General features: G+C 33.7%; 13 protein-coding genes. 4 read left to right on the top strand and 9 right to left on the bottom strand.

All coding sequences use genetic code 11. The features are described 5' to 3' along the window. The first annotated feature begins 74 nt into the window (after nucleotides 1–74). Nucleotides 75–722, top strand: coding sequence for a metal-dependent transcriptional regulator (locus B2741_RS07645; RefSeq protein WP_291137159.1), 648 nt, complete (start codon nucleotides 75–77; stop codon nucleotides 720–722). 2 nt (nucleotides 723–724) lie between these two features. After that, a complete protein-coding gene (locus tag B2741_RS07640; RefSeq protein WP_291137156.1) occupies nucleotides 725–1,543 on the top strand; it encodes a ZIP family metal transporter in 819 nt (272 codons plus the stop codon). Here the strand turns inward: B2741_RS07640 and B2741_RS07635 are convergent. The 6 genes from B2741_RS07635 to B2741_RS07610 form a co-directional block, all read right to left on the bottom strand. Beyond that, nucleotides 1,540–1,668: a FeoB-associated Cys-rich membrane protein gene (locus B2741_RS07635; protein WP_133608879.1), complete on the bottom strand. Its 129-nt coding sequence runs from the start codon at nucleotides 1,666–1,668 to the stop codon at nucleotides 1,540–1,542. The two genes, B2741_RS07640 and B2741_RS07635, sit on opposite strands and share 4 nt — an antisense overlap. Nucleotides 1,669–1,742: 74 nt before the next feature. Then, complete coding sequence (locus tag B2741_RS07630; protein ID WP_291137151.1) at nucleotides 1,743–3,968, bottom strand: TonB-dependent receptor family protein; 2,226 nt, start codon at nucleotides 3,966–3,968, stop codon at nucleotides 1,743–1,745. A gap of 184 nt (nucleotides 3,969–4,152) precedes the next feature. Then, on the bottom strand, nucleotides 4,153–4,980 hold the full coding sequence (locus B2741_RS07625; protein ID WP_291137147.1) for a hypothetical protein: 828 nt from the start codon (nucleotides 4,978–4,980) through the stop codon (nucleotides 4,153–4,155). Between the two features lie 38 nt (nucleotides 4,981–5,018). Beyond that, nucleotides 5,019–7,121: a ferrous iron transport protein B gene (gene feoB / locus B2741_RS07620; protein WP_291137144.1), complete on the bottom strand. Its 2,103-nt coding sequence runs from the start codon at nucleotides 7,119–7,121 to the stop codon at nucleotides 5,019–5,021. A 5-nt stretch (nucleotides 7,122–7,126) separates the two neighbouring features. Next, nucleotides 7,127–7,354 carry a FeoA family protein gene (locus B2741_RS07615; protein ID WP_133608872.1) on the bottom strand — a complete coding sequence of 76 codons (228 nt, stop codon included), beginning with the start codon at nucleotides 7,352–7,354 and terminating at the stop codon, nucleotides 7,127–7,129. 98 nt (nucleotides 7,355–7,452) lie between these two features. Further along, nucleotides 7,453–8,148, bottom strand: coding sequence for an SCO family protein (locus B2741_RS07610; RefSeq protein ID WP_291137141.1), 696 nt, complete (start codon nucleotides 8,146–8,148; stop codon nucleotides 7,453–7,455). 121 nt (nucleotides 8,149–8,269) lie between these two features. Here B2741_RS07610 and B2741_RS07605 point away from each other — a divergent pair, with 121 nt between their 5' ends. Both B2741_RS07605 and B2741_RS07600 read left to right on the top strand, forming a co-directional pair. Next, nucleotides 8,270–11,653, top strand: a complete 3,384-nt coding sequence (locus B2741_RS07605; protein WP_291137138.1) for a T9SS type A sorting domain-containing protein — start codon at nucleotides 8,270–8,272, stop codon at nucleotides 11,651–11,653. Between the two features lie 3 nt (nucleotides 11,654–11,656). After that, nucleotides 11,657–13,726, top strand: coding sequence for a M13 family metallopeptidase (locus B2741_RS07600; RefSeq protein ID WP_291137136.1), 2,070 nt, complete (start codon nucleotides 11,657–11,659; stop codon nucleotides 13,724–13,726). A gap of 48 nt (nucleotides 13,727–13,774) precedes the next feature. On the opposite strand, the gene B2741_RS07595 is transcribed toward B2741_RS07600, so the two are convergent. Genes B2741_RS07595 through B2741_RS07585 form a run of 3 tightly spaced genes read right to left on the bottom strand, consistent with a single transcriptional unit; the run spans nucleotide 13,775 to nucleotide 15,905 of the window. Next, nucleotides 13,775–14,698 carry a DMT family transporter gene (locus B2741_RS07595; protein WP_291137133.1) on the bottom strand — a complete coding sequence of 308 codons (924 nt, stop codon included), beginning with the start codon at nucleotides 14,696–14,698 and terminating at the stop codon, nucleotides 13,775–13,777. Nucleotides 14,699–14,700: 2 nt separating this feature from the next. Then, a complete protein-coding gene (locus B2741_RS07590) occupies nucleotides 14,701–15,546 on the bottom strand; it encodes an SDR family oxidoreductase (RefSeq protein WP_291137129.1) in 846 nt (281 codons plus the stop codon). Between the two features lie 8 nt (nucleotides 15,547–15,554). After that, on the bottom strand, nucleotides 15,555–15,905 hold the full coding sequence (locus B2741_RS07585; protein ID WP_113987668.1) for a hypothetical protein: 351 nt from the start codon (nucleotides 15,903–15,905) through the stop codon (nucleotides 15,555–15,557). Nucleotides 15,906–15,907: the final 2 nt, after the last annotated feature.

The raw sequence follows: 15,907 nt of genomic DNA, 5'->3' as shown, positions 1-15,907 counted from the left end.
AATTTAGACAAAACTAAAAATAAAACATTTACAAAACTAAAAAAACTTTATATATTTGTCAAAATGAATTGTTTATGACCATTTCTGAAGAAAATTATATTAAAGTTATTTATCATTTGTCGTTGGTTTCTCCAAAAGGCGTCAACACGAACGCTATTGCGGGAATGTTAGATACCAAAGCGTCATCAGTTACCGATATGATGAAGAAACTTTCGGATAAAGATTTGGTAAGTTACCAGAAATATCAAGGCGTTACCTTAACTGAAAAAGGTTTTCATTCGGCAAAAATGATTGTGAGAAAACATCGTTTGTGGGAAGTTTTTTTAGTAGATAAATTAGGTTTTTCTTGGGATGAAGTGCATGAAATTGCAGAAGAATTAGAACACATCAAATCGGAACAATTGATAAATAAATTAGATGCTTTCTTAGGTTTTCCTGTCGCTGATCCCCACGGTGATCCCATTCCTGATGCAAAAGGTGTGATTAAGAAAATAGAGAAACAATTGTTATCGGAAGTGGAAATTAACGCTTCGTTTCATTGTGTAGGCGTAAAAGATTCTTCTACCGATTTTTTAAAATATTTAGACAAACAAAAAATAGCTTTAGGTTCGGTTGTAAAAGTAATCGAAAAAGAAGATTTTGATGATACGTTAACGGTTGAAATAGATGGAAAACGATTAACTATTTCGAATAAAATTGCTAATAACTTATACGTACAATAATTATGTTTGATTCAATTATTCATTTTTTTGAAAGTATTGACCCGATTTTGGCTGCTTTTTTAGCGACCACATTTACTTGGGGTTTAACGGCATTTGGCGCTTCGTTTGTGTTCTTTTTTAAGAGTATGAATCGAGTAGTTTTAGATGGAATGCTTGGTTTTACAGGTGGTGTGATGGTAGCTGCGAGTTTTTGGAGTTTGCTAGCGCCAGCTATTGAAATGAGTGGTGGTGATGGATTTGTAAAAGTAATTCCGGCTGCCGTTGGATTTGCTTTAGGGGCTTTATTTATTTTCGGATTGGATAAAGTGTTGCCACACATGCACATTAATTTCAAAGAAACCGAAGGAATAAAATCACCTTGGCAACGTACGACACTTTTGGTTTTAGCCATTACTTTGCACAATATTCCTGAAGGATTAGCGGTTGGGGTTTTGTTTGGTGGTGTTGCCGCTGGAATTCCAGAAGCATCTATTGCAGGTGCCGTTACTTTAGCTATCGGAATTGGAATTCAGAATTTTCCTGAAGGGATTGCCGTTTCTATGCCGTTACGAAGAATGGGAATGAGTAGAACAAAAAGTTTCATGTACGGACAATCATCTGCAATTGTAGAACCTATTTTTGGAGTTATTGGCGCTGTCGCAGTTACTTTTTTTACTCCAATTTTGCCTTATGCATTGGCTTTTGCAGCTGGAGCGATGATATTTGTTGTTGTAGAAGAAGTAATTCCAGAAACCCAACAAGATAAAAATACCGATATTGCCACTTTAGGTTTTATCGGCGGATTTATTGTGATGATGGTTTTAGATGTAGCTTTAGGTTAATGACAAGCACAATCATCGCCACAAGGTTTTGATTTCTTTGGACGTTTTTTCCAAAAGAATTTCTTTACCAAAAAACCTACTGCGATGGCTAAAGAAAGGTAAACTAAGATTTGTTGTATATCCATAATGCAAAAATAAGAAAAGCAATCTCATTATTATTGAGATTGCTTTTTTATTAACTAAAACTAACTGAAAATTATTAAAATTGAGCGGCAATTCCGATAGAAGCGCTAAATGGCATTCCTGGTCTTAATCCAGCTGGAACTCTTGAAACCAAATACGTAGTGTCGAAAAGGTTATTGATGTTTCCAGTTACACTAAAATGTTTGTTGAATTTATATTTTGAACCAAAATCAACAACAGTGTTACTTGGTACAGAATTTTCATTTGGAATTGAACCTTGACCAGCAACTGTTCTAAATTCACCACTATATCTAACTCCTAAAATCAATTCAAATTTTGCGTGTTCTAAAGCAATTGAAGCGTTAAATTGGTGTTTTGAAATGTATGGAATTTCATCTCCCTTTTCAATTGTTCCCCAAGCTCCGTCTGAACTTGCAAATTCGTTTACAAACTCTGTATCGGTTAAGGTATATCCAAAAGTAATTGGCAATTTGAATTTACTCTCTTCTTTTAGTACTTGATAATTGATTAAGAATTCAATTCCTTTTACATGCGCTTCACCAGCATTGAATTGGTCTAATGTTCCAGAACCACCACTAGCAGCTAAATCACTTCCTAAAAGATTTTTATAATCATTAAAGTAAACTACTAACTCGCCACTAAATTTTTTGTAATTGTAACGTGTTCCAATTTCGTAATTCGTACTGTTTTCTGCATCAGTTCCAGGTGTGTTTGTTGGTGGTGCAAATCCTTTATGAACACCTCCAAATAATGACACATAATTATTGAATCTATAATTAGCTCCAATTCCTGGTAACCAAACTTTTACATGATTGTCGTTTTCAACTAAGTTTACTCCAGTTCTTGTTACATCATTTGTACCATAGTTTTTGTTTAATAAGTCGATAGTTTCAAAACGAATACCTGGTGTAACGGTTAAGTCGTTGTATTTTATTTTGTATAAAGCGTGAGCTGCCAAAGCTGAAGCATAAGCAACTCGGTTATCTTGTGTTCCTGGAGTTCCTGCAGTAGTTAATACCATCGAACCATCTATCATTGCATAGCTATCATTCCATTGGAATCTATCTTCGCTGTCTTTGTGATAACGTACACCAACTTCTAAATCATGATAAACATCTCCTGTTAAGAAATGAAAATCTAACTTAGTTTGAACGCCTTGTGCTAAATAACCTCTATTGTTTGCACGAACTCGTAAAGCATTGTTTGGTGAGTTTTGTGCACCAGTTACATAATCAAAAGCTAATGCATTTGTTGTTGGGTCTTCTAAAATTGCATCGATAGCATAAGTAGTTCCTCCAAATCTAACATCGTTTAATTTGTACCAATTTCTTGCAAATTTATTACGATAAGCTGTTGTTGTTACACTAAAGTAGTTACTTGTTTTTAAAGTATGAGTAACCGAAAATTGATTGTTTTTTGTAGTGATATTGTCTTTTTCAGAACCCGCATAACGCATGAAAGGCGAGTTATTGAAATCTTCTTCTGTTAAACCTAAATAAGTTTCGTTAGCATCTTCTTCGGCATACACCATTTTAAAATCTAACGCATTATAAATTTTGCTGGTTGGTTTTGATTGTACTCTAAATTTAGCCATTATATCTTTTTTGTCAAAACCTGTGTTGGCACCACTTGGTAAATTTTTAAAACCATCCGAATTGTAGTTTAAAAACTGAACAACAGCACCTACGGTTTCATTTGCAATTCCTACGTTTGCAACAGTACGACTCGTATTAAAACTTCCGTAATCTGTTAAAAATCCTGCGCTAAATTTTGTTGGAATTGGAGCCGAAACAAAGTTAATGGTTCCTCCAGTAGTAAAAGGGCCGTACTGAATTTGGCTACTTCCTTTTAAGATTTCAACAGCACTCATACGAGCAACAGATGGAAAATAATAAGCCGCTGGCGCACTATATGGAGCAGGAGCAATTAAAACATTGTCTTCCATTAAAGTGATTTTCGCACTTCTATCTGGAGAAGTTCCTCTTAAACTAATATTTGGTCTTAACCCAAATCCGTCTTCTTCGTAAACATTAACACCAGTAACGGTTCTAAGTACACGATTAATATCAGTATAGTTGAATTTTTGTAAATCTGCCGTTGAAATGTAAGATGCAGAACCTGTTTTGTTAGCTGCTTCAAATTTACTTCCAATGATTTGATTTGCTGAAATAACAACTTCTTTTAAGTTTTTAACAGAATCTTTTTGTGTGTTGTTTTCTTTTTCTTGAGAAAACACCAAACCTGAAAATAATAGGACGATTGGGGTAATTATATATTTCATCTTTATTTAGATTAATTCTACGGAGCAAAAATAATCACTAAAGTTTATTTAGACAAATTATAAATAAACTTTTTTAAAGAGACTTTTAGAATTGTATTTAATCTATTTTTTTAATAATAAATTTTTGTTTTTTTCTATTTAAATCAGAAAAACAAACGAAACTATTTAATAAAAACAGCTTTTTTTAAAAGTATATTCCTGCTCCAATTGTCATATAATTGTAATTTGGAGTGGCAATTTTTAAATGTTCGTAGCCTAAAGCGAAAAAACAGTTCTGTTTATGGTATTTTCCTCTAATTTCGAATGAGTTTACAGGTAGGCCATTTATTTTACTCCAAGTCATTGCACTATTAAAACTGATGTTTTTTATCGCAAAAACATCGGTATGTAAACCATAAGAAAAACCGGCTTTTTGAACATCATTTCCCACATAAGTAGCACCAAGTGTCCAACCTAAATTGAACTTTTTAAATCGAATTCTATCGTAAGCCACATTAAATTGAAATAGTGAAAGATTAGAATAGTTGTTAGTAATAGCATTTTTTTCAATTAATTTTCGATAATCACCTTGTATATAGAAATATTGAAAAGGTCTGAATTTTGCTTTTAGATGATTTCCGAATAAATTATTGTTGCTATACAGAAAATGATTCTCAACATCAAATCGCATCAAATTTCCATATTGAATACTGTCATTTTCTTTTTGGAAATTTCCCGATTCACCATCAAAATAAGGATATTTTGATAATGGATTGTATAAATGATTTTCACTTCTGTAATCTCCAATAGTGGAATAAAAACTCACATATAATAAGCCTTCAACAAATAAGCCAGCTAATCCAAAATCATTTGAAGAAGAATTTCTACTAGAGTTAGAATTTGATGAACTCGAACTTGAGGAAGAATTAGAACTGTTTCCAGATTTTAATTCATCTTTAGATTTGTCAATCTTTTGAGAAAAAGAACAGTGTAAGGTAAGACTAAGTAAAATTACAAGTAATGTGTTTTTCATCAATTTTTGTTTCTTAAAAGCAATCAAAAAGTATGCCTTTATTTCAAAACTTGATACGCAATTAAAGCGGTTATGTAGGCAAAACCACTCATGAAAACCAACTGAATTATGGGCCATTTCCAAGAATTGGTTTCTTTTTTTACAATGGCTAAAGTAGAAATACATTGCATCGCGAAAGCATAAAAAAGGAGTAATGAAATTCCTGTAGCAAAATTGAATATTTTTTCACCAGTTACAGGGTGCACTTCGGCAGCCATTTTATTTTTAATAGTACTTTCTTCTTCACTATGACTTCCTACACTGTAAATGGTGGCTAATGTGCCAACGAAAACTTCACGAGCCGCAAACGAACTTACCACGGCAATTCCTATTTTCCAATCATAACCTAATGGACGAATAACAGGTTCAATTGCTTTCCCCATGTAACCTATGTATGAATTTTCTAACTTGAAGGAATTTACTTGATCTTCAAATGCTTCGGCTGTAATGGTTTTGTTTTGATTTTGTTGGGTAATAATAGCTTCAGCATTATTGAAATCATCACTTAATCCGTGCGAACCTAAATACCATAAAATTACCGATAAGGCTAAAATGATTTTTCCAGCACCCGTTACAAAAGCTTTGGTTTTTTCTAAAACGTTTAACCCAACATTTTTTAACATTGGAATTTTGTAACTCGGCATTTCTACTACGAAATACGATTTACAACTTAATTTCAAATATTTATTTAATAAGTAAGCCGACAAAACCGCCATTCCAAAACCTAATAAATACAATGCCATCAATGTTAATCCTTGTAAACTTAAGAAGCCAAAAATTCTCTTTTCGGGAATAATTAAGGAAATTAAAATGGCATAAACTGGTAATCTTGCGGAACAAGTTGTGAAAGGTGTTACTAAAATTGTAATTAAACGTTCTTTCCAATTTTCGATATTTCTCGCACTCATAATTGCCGGAATAGCACAAGCCGTTCCTGAGATTAAAGGCACAATACTTTTTCCAGACAAACCAAATTTTCGCATGATTTTATCCATCAAAAACACTACGCGACTCATGTAACCACTTTCTTCTAATACCGAAATAAACAAGAATAAAAAGGCAATTTGCGGAATAAAAATCACAATTCCACCAATTCCAGGAATCAATCCTTCACTGATTAAATTTGTGAATTCTCCTGCAGGAAGATGTTGTTTGGCAAGCGAACTAAAATTAGCAAACGTTTCATCAATGAAATCCATTGGAATGCTACTCCAATCAAATAAAAACTGAAAAATAAGCATTAAAATCCCGAAGAAAATTACATAACCATAAATTTTATGTGTTAAAACTCGGTCAATTTTTGCTCGAATATCGGTTGCTTTTGAAACATCTATTTTTTGACCAATTTTCAATGTGTCATTAATAAATTGGTAACGTTTTATGGTTTCTTTTTGCTGTAAACGTTTTAAATCGGCGTGCGATTTGGTAAACGAACTTTTAATTTCGTTTCGTTCTAAATTTAAGAAATTGACATCTTGCGTAATTACCAACCAAAGTTTATACAACAATTGATTTGGAAACGCTCTTCTTAAATTATTAAAATAATCTGGGTCAATTGACGATGCATGTAAACAAGGTTCGGTTGAAAGTTCGGAATAGTTCAGAATTAATTCCTTCAACTGACCAATTCCAGTTTTTTTTCTTGAACTGATTAAAGCAATCTTCGTTTTTAATTCTTTTTCTAAAGCTGGAATATCCAATTCAATTCCTTTTAAAGCCATTCTATCCGCCATGTTAATGACTAAAATGGTTGGAATTTCTAAATCTTTGATTTGAGTAAAAAGGAGTAAATTTCGTTTTAGATTTTCCACTTCGGTAACCACAACGGCAACATCTGGGAAATCTTCATCATTTTTATTTAGCAACAATTCGATTACTACGTTTTCATCAATTGAACTTGCATTTAAGCTGTAAGTTCCGGGTAAATCAATGATTCTAGCTCTCGTGTTTTCGTTTAATTTGCAAACACCTTGTTTTTTTTCAACGGTGATTCCTGGGTAGTTTCCCACTTGTTGATTCAATCCTGTAAGTTGGTTAAAAACGGAAGTTTTGCCCACATTTGGGTTTCCAATTAAAGCCACTTTTATAGGATTTGAACTCATGAGAATTAAATTTTAGTAACGGTAATTTCCCTTGCCGTTTCAATACGAATGGCTACATGAGAATCATTTACGTTGAAATATAAAGGATCACCTAAAGGTGCAATTTGAATTAAAGTAATGGAATTTCCAGGCAAACATCCCATTTCTAAAAGCTTTAGCGGGATTTCATCTAGATTGACAGAAGTAATGGTAGCTACTTCACCAATTTTAAGTTCAGAAGAACAAATTTCCATTTCCTTATTTAGATTGAATTAAAATACAAAAGTAAAAATTATAATCGGACTACAACTGATAATTGTCAACTTTAGCAAAATTATTTGTGATAAATTGTTTATTGGTTTTCACAAAGCCACAAAATATCTTCCAAAAGTTGTTTCATGTTCTTTGTTTTTGGGTCATCGGTTGGTTTGTCTAAATTAGTACCATCGTAAAAACCTCTAATTCGTTTGTTTTTATCTACCAAAATGAAATTTTCGGTATGTACCATGTCATACATTTCTTCCGGTTTACCCGTTTTTACTGCCAAGTATGATTTTCTGGCTAAATAATAAATATCCTTTTTATCTCCAGTTACTAAATTCCATCGCGATTCATCCACTCCTTTTTCAATGGCATATTTCTTTAAAACTTCAGGTGTGTCAATGTCTGGAGTAACTGAAAAAGATAACAATTTTACTTCGGGATTATTTTTCAATTGATTTTGCAACCAAACCATGTTATCGGTCATTTTTGGGCAAATAGTTGGACAAGTGGTAAAAAAGAAATCGGCCACGTAAATTGTATTAACATAGTCTTTTTGGGTGATTACTTTCCCATTTTGATTTGTAAAAGCAAAATCAGCAATTTTATGATCGTTGCCAATATGTTGTACAGTAGAATCTACTAATTCTGGATTAATATCTCTTGGAGAGTAGATGGGAAGCATTTTTTCTGGAGAAAGTAAAGTGTATATTCCAAAGAAAATTCCAATCGATATAATTGAAAATATAATTATAAATTTTTTATAAGATTTTAAATTAACCAACATTGTTTTTTTTGCAAAAATAGTGTTTATTTCATTTTTAATATGAATTACACAATTGTTAAATTTGTAATTGCTTGAAAATCTTTATTATATTTGTGAGATTATACCATAAAAACTACTAAAAATGATTAAAAATTACCTGATTGTTAGTCTATTGTGTTCCTTTTTAGGATTTTCACAATTCAATTCCAGCGCCCCTTGGATGACTAACATAAGTACGGCTAAAAACGGTGAAGCAACCATTAATGAAATGGTAAATGCTTTTAACACCTATTGGTCTACAAGAGACAAAAACGCAAGAGGATCTGGTTACAAACCTTTCATGCGTTGGGAATATCATTGGAAAAATTACACTAACAATCAAGGATATATAATGTCTTCGGATGAGTTTTGGAACGCTTGGCGCCAAAAGAACCAATCGAAAACGAATAGAAACACTACGATGTCACTTCCGCCAAGTAATTGGGAGCCAGTGGGACCATTTACGCACACCAATACAGGCTCGTGGTCTTCGGGTCAAGGAAGAGTAAATATTGTACATGTTGATCCATCTAATGCTAATACGATTTATTTAGGTGCGCCTGCTGGAGGAATTTGGAAATCTACTAATAATGGTTCTACTTGGACACCTTTAACAGATGAATTGCCTCAAATTGGAGTTTCTGGTATTGCTGTTGATTATTCAAATTCAAATGTAATTTATATTGCTACAGGCGATAAAGATGCTGGAGATTCTTATTCTGTTGGAGTTTATAAATCTACAGATGGTGGTATAACATGGAATTCTACAGGAACAATGGGGGGATCTAATCCTTCTAGAGCGGGTGATATTGTAATTCATCCTACTAACAATCAAATACTTTGGTGTGCTACAAATAATGGTATTTACAAAACAACAAATGCTGGTACGTCATGGACACAAGTGCAAACGGGTAATTTTTCTCAAGGAAATATTCGTTTAAAGCCTGGAGACCCTAATACAGTTTATGCAGTATCAAATAATAGATTTTTCCGTTCAACGGATTCTGGAACAACCTTTTCCATGATTACTTCAGGTTTACCTACTGCTTCTGGAAGATTATTATTAGATGTTACACCTGCAAATGCTAACTATATTTATATTTTAAGCGCAACAACAGGAAGTGGTTTTCAAGGAATATATCGTTCAATTGATGGTGGAACCACTTTTACAGCAAGAAATACTACAACAGATGTTTTCGAATCATCTCAGGCTTGGTATGATTTGGCATTAGCGGTTTCATCAACAAATGCGGAAGAAATTTATACTGGGTGTTTAAATGTTTGGAAATCTACCAGTGGAGGAACTTCGGCAACAAAAATTAATAATTGGAGTAATCCGTCTGGACCATCTTATACCCATGCCGACATTCATTATTTAGGGTTTCATGGGACAAAATTATTTGCAGGTACAGATGGTGGAATTTATGTTTCTGAAAACAACGGAATTAATTTTACAGATTTAACGGCAGGGGTACAAATTAGTCAATATTACAAAATTGCGGTTTCAAAACAATCTAGCGGTAATATGGTTGGTGGTTTACAAGATAATGGTGGTTATGCCTACAGTGGAGGTCAATGGAAAAATTATTATGGCGCAGATGGTATGGATACCGCAGTAGATCCAACAAACCCTAATTTATATTATGGTTTTATTCAAAATGGAGGTGGATTGTACATCAGTAATTCTGCTGGAAATGGGATTAGCTCATCAGTAAATTCACCTGGAGGAATTGATGGGAACTGGGTAACTCCATTAGTAGCAAATTCCATTGGTGAAATATTTTCAGGATTTGATTATTTATACAAGTTAAATGGTAATACTTGGGAACAACAAAATTTTGATCCAACAGGTTCAGGTAATATTGATTATATTGAAGTTGATCCTACAGATGATAATATTATGTATGTTGCAAATGGAACGGGTTTATATAAAAGTATTGACAGAGGTATAAGTTTCACTTTAGTTTACACAGCTCATGCTTCCATTACTTCTGTTGAAGTGAATAATTCAAATAACGAGATAGTATATTTAACAACTAGTGGTTCAAACGGAAGGGTTTTGAAATCCTTAGATGGCGGAGTAAGTTTTAGTAATATTACTTCAGGTATTCCAAATATTGGTAAAAACATTATTGTTCATCAACCTAGACATACAGATAATCCATTATTTGTAGGAACCAGTCTTGGGGTTTACTATTTAGACGATAGTATGTCAACATGGCAACCTTTCGATGCTAATTTACCTAACGTTTCTGTTGAGGATTTGGAGATAAATGTTGAGGATGCAAAATTAATTGCAGCAACATATGGAAGAGGAGTGTGGCAAACCGCTATTCCTGTTCAATTAGCTAGTAATGATATTAAATTCTTAAGAATAAAAAATCCAACAGCTGAAATTAATTGCGGAAGTACCGTTACTCCTAGAGTTGAAGTCAAAAATAATGGGTTAAATACCATTACTACAATTACAGTTAACTACACTATTGATGGAGCGCCTTCAAGTTTTGTATGGAATGGTTCTTTAGCTTCTTCTGCAATTACAGATATTGATTTACCATCGACCGTTTTATCAAGAGGAGCACATACTTTAAATGTTACTACTGTAATTTTAAATGATGCTTATTCAGATAATAACAATGGTACTTCATCTTTTTATATAAATGATGCAGGAACTGTTGGAGTTGTAAATCCATTTACAAATGCTACAAATGAGCTTATTGTTTACAACGAAGGCACAAGTGGCGCACAATGGCAAAGAGGAATAAGAACAGGTGGTTTAACATCTTCAGGAAATACAGTTTATACGACTAATTTGACAGGAAATTATCCAGATAACATAAAAACGTATTTGGTTTCTCAATGTTATAATTTATCTAATGTGATTAATCCACAGATTAGTTTTGCTATGAAATATGATATAGAACCAAACTGGGATATTGTCTATGTAGAATATTCAACAAATTTTGGTGCTTCATGGATTGTATTGGGCGAAATGGGTCCAACGTGGTATAATAGTGATAGAACGCCTACAACTACAGGAACAGATTGTAATAATTGTCCTGGAGCTCAATGGACAGGATTAAATACAACATTAACAACTTATACTTATCCTTTAAATGCCTTGAATGCTGAAACAAATATTATTTTTAGAATTGTTTTCCATTCAGATCAATCTGTAAATGATTTAGGAGTTAATATAGATGATTTTTTAATTAACGGAACGCTTTCTGGACAAAGTTTTGAACTGCAAAGCATTGTTTTGTATCCAAATCCTTCAAATGGGATTTTCAATGTAGTAACAGGTACAAATGAGATTACTGAAATTGAAGTTTATGATGTAACAGGTAAATTGGTTTGGTCTAGAAAAGATTTTGAAGTTTCAAATTCAGAAATACAAGTAAATTTATCTTCAGTTGCTCAAGGAATTTATTTTGTAAAAATTTCTACAGAGAACCAATCAACAGTTAAACGAATTATTAAAGAATAAATTATGAATAAATTCATCTTAAAAGGAAGTCTAAGTTTTCTTTTTTTATCAGTTGTACTATCGTCGTGTAAATCTTCACAAGAAGTAGCAGAAAAAAAAGAGGCAGTAGGAATCAACGTAGGTTATATGGATAAATCTACTAATCCAGCCGATGATTTCAATCGTTATGTAAACGGAACTTGGTTAGATAAAACTGAAATTCCAGCCGATAGAACACGTTGGGGAAGTTTTGACGAGCTTCGCAAAAACACCGATGACGATGTAATGGCAATTTTGAAAGATGCCATCAAAGACAAAACCATCGACCCAAATTCAGATCAAGCAAAAGCTATTAATTTATACAAAACTGTTTTAGATACTGTAAGCAGAAATAAAGCAGGAATTGATCCGTTAAAACCTTATTTAGCTAGAATTAATAGCGTTCAAAACGCAGACCAATTAGTAGCTTTATTAGCCGAAATGGAGCCAGAAATGGGATTAGGTTTCTTCGGAAGCTACATTGGTGCCGATGCTAAAAACAGCAACAAAAACGTAATCTATGTAGGAACAGGAAGCCTTGGTTTGCCTGATAGAGATTACTACGTTTCCGATGCACCAGACAACAAAGAAAAACGCGAAAAATACGTGGCTCACGTTACTAGAATGTTGCAATATTTAGGTGAATCTGAAGCTACAGCTAATGCGAACGCAAAGAAAATTTTAGCTTTAGAAACTAAAATGTCAACCGCAACTTTAGATAGAGTAGAGCGTAGAGATAGAAGAAAAACATACAATCCAATGAGTTTTGCTGATTTGCAAAAATTAGCACCAACCGTAAAATGGGATGCTTATTTTCAATCTGTGGGAATTGGAAAAGTAGATTCGTTAGTAGTTTCGCAACCAAAATATTTACAAACAGTTGAAACTATCTTAAAAGACAACCAAGTTGAAGATTGGAAAGCGTATATGCGTTGGACTGCTTTAAGAGGTTCTTCAGGATTACTTTCAACTGAAATCGAAAATGCTAATTTTGATTTCTACGGAAAAACCTTAACTGGTGCAGTAAAACAACGTCCAGCTGAAGAAAGAGCTTTAGCAACAGTTAACGGAAGATTAGGTGAAGCTTTAGGAAAATTGTACGTAGCTAAAAAATTCCCACCAGAAGCAAAAGCAAAAGCGCAAGCAATGATTGCAAATGTAATGTTGGCTTTTGATAACCGAATCAACAATTTGCCTTGGATGACAAAAGCTACTAAGGAAAATGCGAAAATCAAATTGAATAAATTCCGAGTAAAAATCGGATATCCTGATAAATGGAAAGATTATTCAGCTCTTGAAGTAAAATCTCCAGAACAAGGCGGAACCTATTTTGATAATTCAAGAATGTACGCAAAATGGAGTCACAAGAAAAACATTGAAAAATTAGGCAAACCAGTTGACAAAGAAGAATGGGGAATGTCGCCACAAACAGTAAATGCATATTTCAGTCCAACCAACAATGAAATTGTATTCCCAGCGGCTATTTTACAACCACCTTTCTATGATTATAAAGCGGATGAAGCAGTAAATTATGGTGGAATTGGAGCTGTAATTGGTCACGAAATTTCACATGGATTTGACGATTCAGGTTCAAGATATAATGCGGATGGAAACTTAGTAAACTGGTGGAGTGATGAAGATTTGAAACAATTTACGACTTTAGGGAGTGCTTTAGCAGATCAATATTCAGCATTAGAACCATTACCTGGAATTTTTGTTGACGGAAAATTCACTTTAGGAGAAAACATCGGAGATTTAGGTGGAGTTAACGCTGCTTACGACGGATTACAAATCTATTTGAAAGCAAATGGAAACCCAGGTTTAATCGACGGATTTACACCTGAACAACGTTTCTTTATTTCTTGGGCAACCATTTGGAGAAGTAAAATGCGTGACGAAGCGATTAAAAATCAAGTAAAAACTGACCCACATTCACCAGGAATGTATCGTGCTTATGTGCCGTTACAAAATGTGGAGGCGTTCTACAAAGCGTTCAATATTTTACCACACAACGGTATGTATTTACCTTTTGAGAAACGCGTGAAAATTTGGTAATCAAATTCAAAAAATAAAATCAAATCCCATCTTTTTAGGTGGGATTTTTTATTTCTTCTTAATTGCTCGATTCACTAAATAAAGTCCAATAATAGTTATCGTTCCGCCAATGATAATCGCTGTGGTTAAAGGTTCATTAAACAATAAATAACCAAAAAACAACGCTACCATCGGATTGATGTAAGCATACAAACTACTGATTTCAGTTGGTAGATTTTCCAAGGCATAAATAAACGCAATAAACGTCAACACCGAACCAAAAACGACTAAATATCCAATAGACCACCAAGAAATTGCTGGAATTTCACTCAATGGAACCGAAGTGCCATTAAATCCAATAACGCTCGAAATCACAATACTGGATATCAACATTTGTAATCCCAAACTAAAATACGGATTGAAATTCGTTTTATTTTCTTTGATATAAATCGAAGACAACGCCCAAGTAAACGTAGCAATTACCGAAAGTAAAATCCCAAAACGGAATTCAGGTCGTAAGAAATCGTTGAGGTAATCGTAAAAAATCACACAAATGCCACCAAAAGCGACAATTAAACCTACAACAGCTTTCCAAGACGTTTTTTGTCCGCGAAACAAACTGATGATGACAATCCAAAGCGGGAATATCGAACCAATAATCGCACCTAAACCACTTGAAATGTATTTCACACCCCAAGTACTTAAACCGTTACTCAACATGAAATTCAAAACACTCAAAACTAAAATTGTGCGCCATTGACGTTTGTTTGGCCAAGGATGTTTTTTGATTAAGAAATAAAGCAAGTACAACAATCCACCAAAAAGTTGACGCAGCGCAACCAATTGCATCGGAGGCATGTGTTTGACACCTTCTTTGGAAGCAATCCAAGTGGTTCCCCAGAAAAAGCTAATCCAAATTAATGCTAAAATGGGTAAACCAATTGCATTTTTCTTTTGTTGGATGTAATTGTGAAATACGCTAAAATAAGCCATTACTAAATTTCTTTTTGGAACGAATAGCCTAAAATCGTTTCCACTTTTTTACTAGAAATAATTTTACCTTTCGATTCCGAATCTTCCGCAAAGGTAGGTAATGGTAAATTCAAAATTTCAGCTTTTTTGTGATAATATGCTTTACGTGTTGGATGCTGAGGTGCGACAGCATTGAAGGTTTGATTCCATTCCCAATTGTCATGCTGAACTTGTTTCAGTATCTCTTCAATAATTCCAATACAATCTTCCCTTTGAATCATATTCACTGGAGCATTCGGATTTTCCACATTCATTCTTCCAGCTAAAAATTTCACAGGATGACGATCATCGCCAAGTAAACCACCAAAACGAATTACGGTAGTTTTGAAATATGAGTTCGATTGTAAAAGTGTTTCGGCAATGACTAATTGTTTCCCACTTTCGGTATCTGGATTTGGTTGGGTTTCTTCTGTAATTTCAACAATTGGGAAACCATCACCATAAACTGAAGTCGAACTCACAAAAACAACTTTCTGAATACCTGATTTTTCAATAAACGGAATCAACGTTTTTACTTTATTTACGAATGTCATTTCGAGCGAAGTCGAGAACTCTCTTCTCAATCCTGGTGGAATATCAATCGCTAAAACATTGGTTTCTTTCAGAAAATCTTCAATTGTTCCAATGATTTGATGTTCCTCCAACTGAATTTGGAAAGGCAAAATTCCAGCATTTTTCAACACGTCTAATTTACTTTCCGAAGTCGTAGAACCTTTTACTTCGTAACCTTTTGAATGCAATGATTTGGCTAACGGTAATCCGAGCCAACCGCAGCCGAGTATGGCAATCTTTTTTCTTTCTTCTTTCATCTATTTTCTTAACTATCTTTCTTCACCAACATATAAAAATCATCTTCCAAAGCACGATAGCCTTGATCGTATAAAAAGAAATAGGTGTTGCCCGTTTTGGTTTGTAACATGCTTGTAAAAAACTCAAAATCGAAACCTTTACTTAGTAATTTGGTTTTTGTAGTTTTTCCTTTGTCTTCTGGGTTGAGTTCACATAAAATGCGGTAATTTTTACGCAATTTGTTGTTAATGTTGCGCATCAGATTGTTCTGATCTTTGTTCATTTTGTTGTTGTATGCATTGCGGCAGCCATCCGAACAAAACTTTTTGTCTTCGCGACCAATGATTTTATCGCCACATTCTAAGCAGGTTTTACTCATGG

It is taken from the genome of Flavobacterium sp. UBA7663, assembly GCF_002483315.1.
In the GTDB taxonomy this organism is placed as follows: Bacteria; Bacteroidota; Bacteroidia; order Flavobacteriales; family Flavobacteriaceae; genus Flavobacterium.
Note: the sequence above shows the minus strand (reverse complement) of the source record. Positions and strands in the feature narration are given on the sequence as shown.

What these genes read in the sequence shown, in the direction of transcription:
- B2741_RS07615 (WP_133608872.1), bottom strand. Translation starts at nt 7,354, where the DNA reads ATGGAAATTTGTTCTTCTGAACTTAAAATTGGTGAAGTAGCTACCATT.
- B2741_RS07595 (WP_291137133.1), bottom strand. Translation starts at nt 14,698, where the DNA reads ATGGCTTATTTTAGCGTATTTCACAATTACATCCAACAAAAGAAAAAT.
- B2741_RS07585 (WP_113987668.1), bottom strand. Translation starts at nt 15,905, where the DNA reads ATGAGTAAAACCTGCTTAGAATGTGGCGATAAAATCATTGGTCGCGAA.
- B2741_RS07625 (WP_291137147.1), bottom strand. Translation starts at nt 4,980, where the DNA reads ATGAAAAACACATTACTTGTAATTTTACTTAGTCTTACCTTACACTGT.
- B2741_RS07605 (WP_291137138.1), top strand. Translation starts at nt 8,270, where the DNA reads ATGATTAAAAATTACCTGATTGTTAGTCTATTGTGTTCCTTTTTAGGA.
- B2741_RS07640 (WP_291137156.1), top strand. Translation starts at nt 725, where the DNA reads ATGTTTGATTCAATTATTCATTTTTTTGAAAGTATTGACCCGATTTTG.
- B2741_RS07590 (WP_291137129.1), bottom strand. Translation starts at nt 15,546, where the DNA reads ATGAAAGAAGAAAGAAAAAAGATTGCCATACTCGGCTGCGGTTGGCTC.
- B2741_RS07600 (WP_291137136.1), top strand. Translation starts at nt 11,657, where the DNA reads ATGAATAAATTCATCTTAAAAGGAAGTCTAAGTTTTCTTTTTTTATCA.
- B2741_RS07645 (WP_291137159.1), top strand. Translation starts at nt 75, where the DNA reads ATGACCATTTCTGAAGAAAATTATATTAAAGTTATTTATCATTTGTCG.
- B2741_RS07635 (WP_133608879.1), bottom strand. Translation starts at nt 1,668, where the DNA reads ATGGATATACAACAAATCTTAGTTTACCTTTCTTTAGCCATCGCAGTA.
- B2741_RS07610 (WP_291137141.1), bottom strand. Translation starts at nt 8,148, where the DNA reads ATGTTGGTTAATTTAAAATCTTATAAAAAATTTATAATTATATTTTCA.
- B2741_RS07630 (WP_291137151.1), bottom strand. Translation starts at nt 3,968, where the DNA reads ATGAAATATATAATTACCCCAATCGTCCTATTATTTTCAGGTTTGGTG.
- feoB (WP_291137144.1), bottom strand. Translation starts at nt 7,121, where the DNA reads ATGAGTTCAAATCCTATAAAAGTGGCTTTAATTGGAAACCCAAATGTG.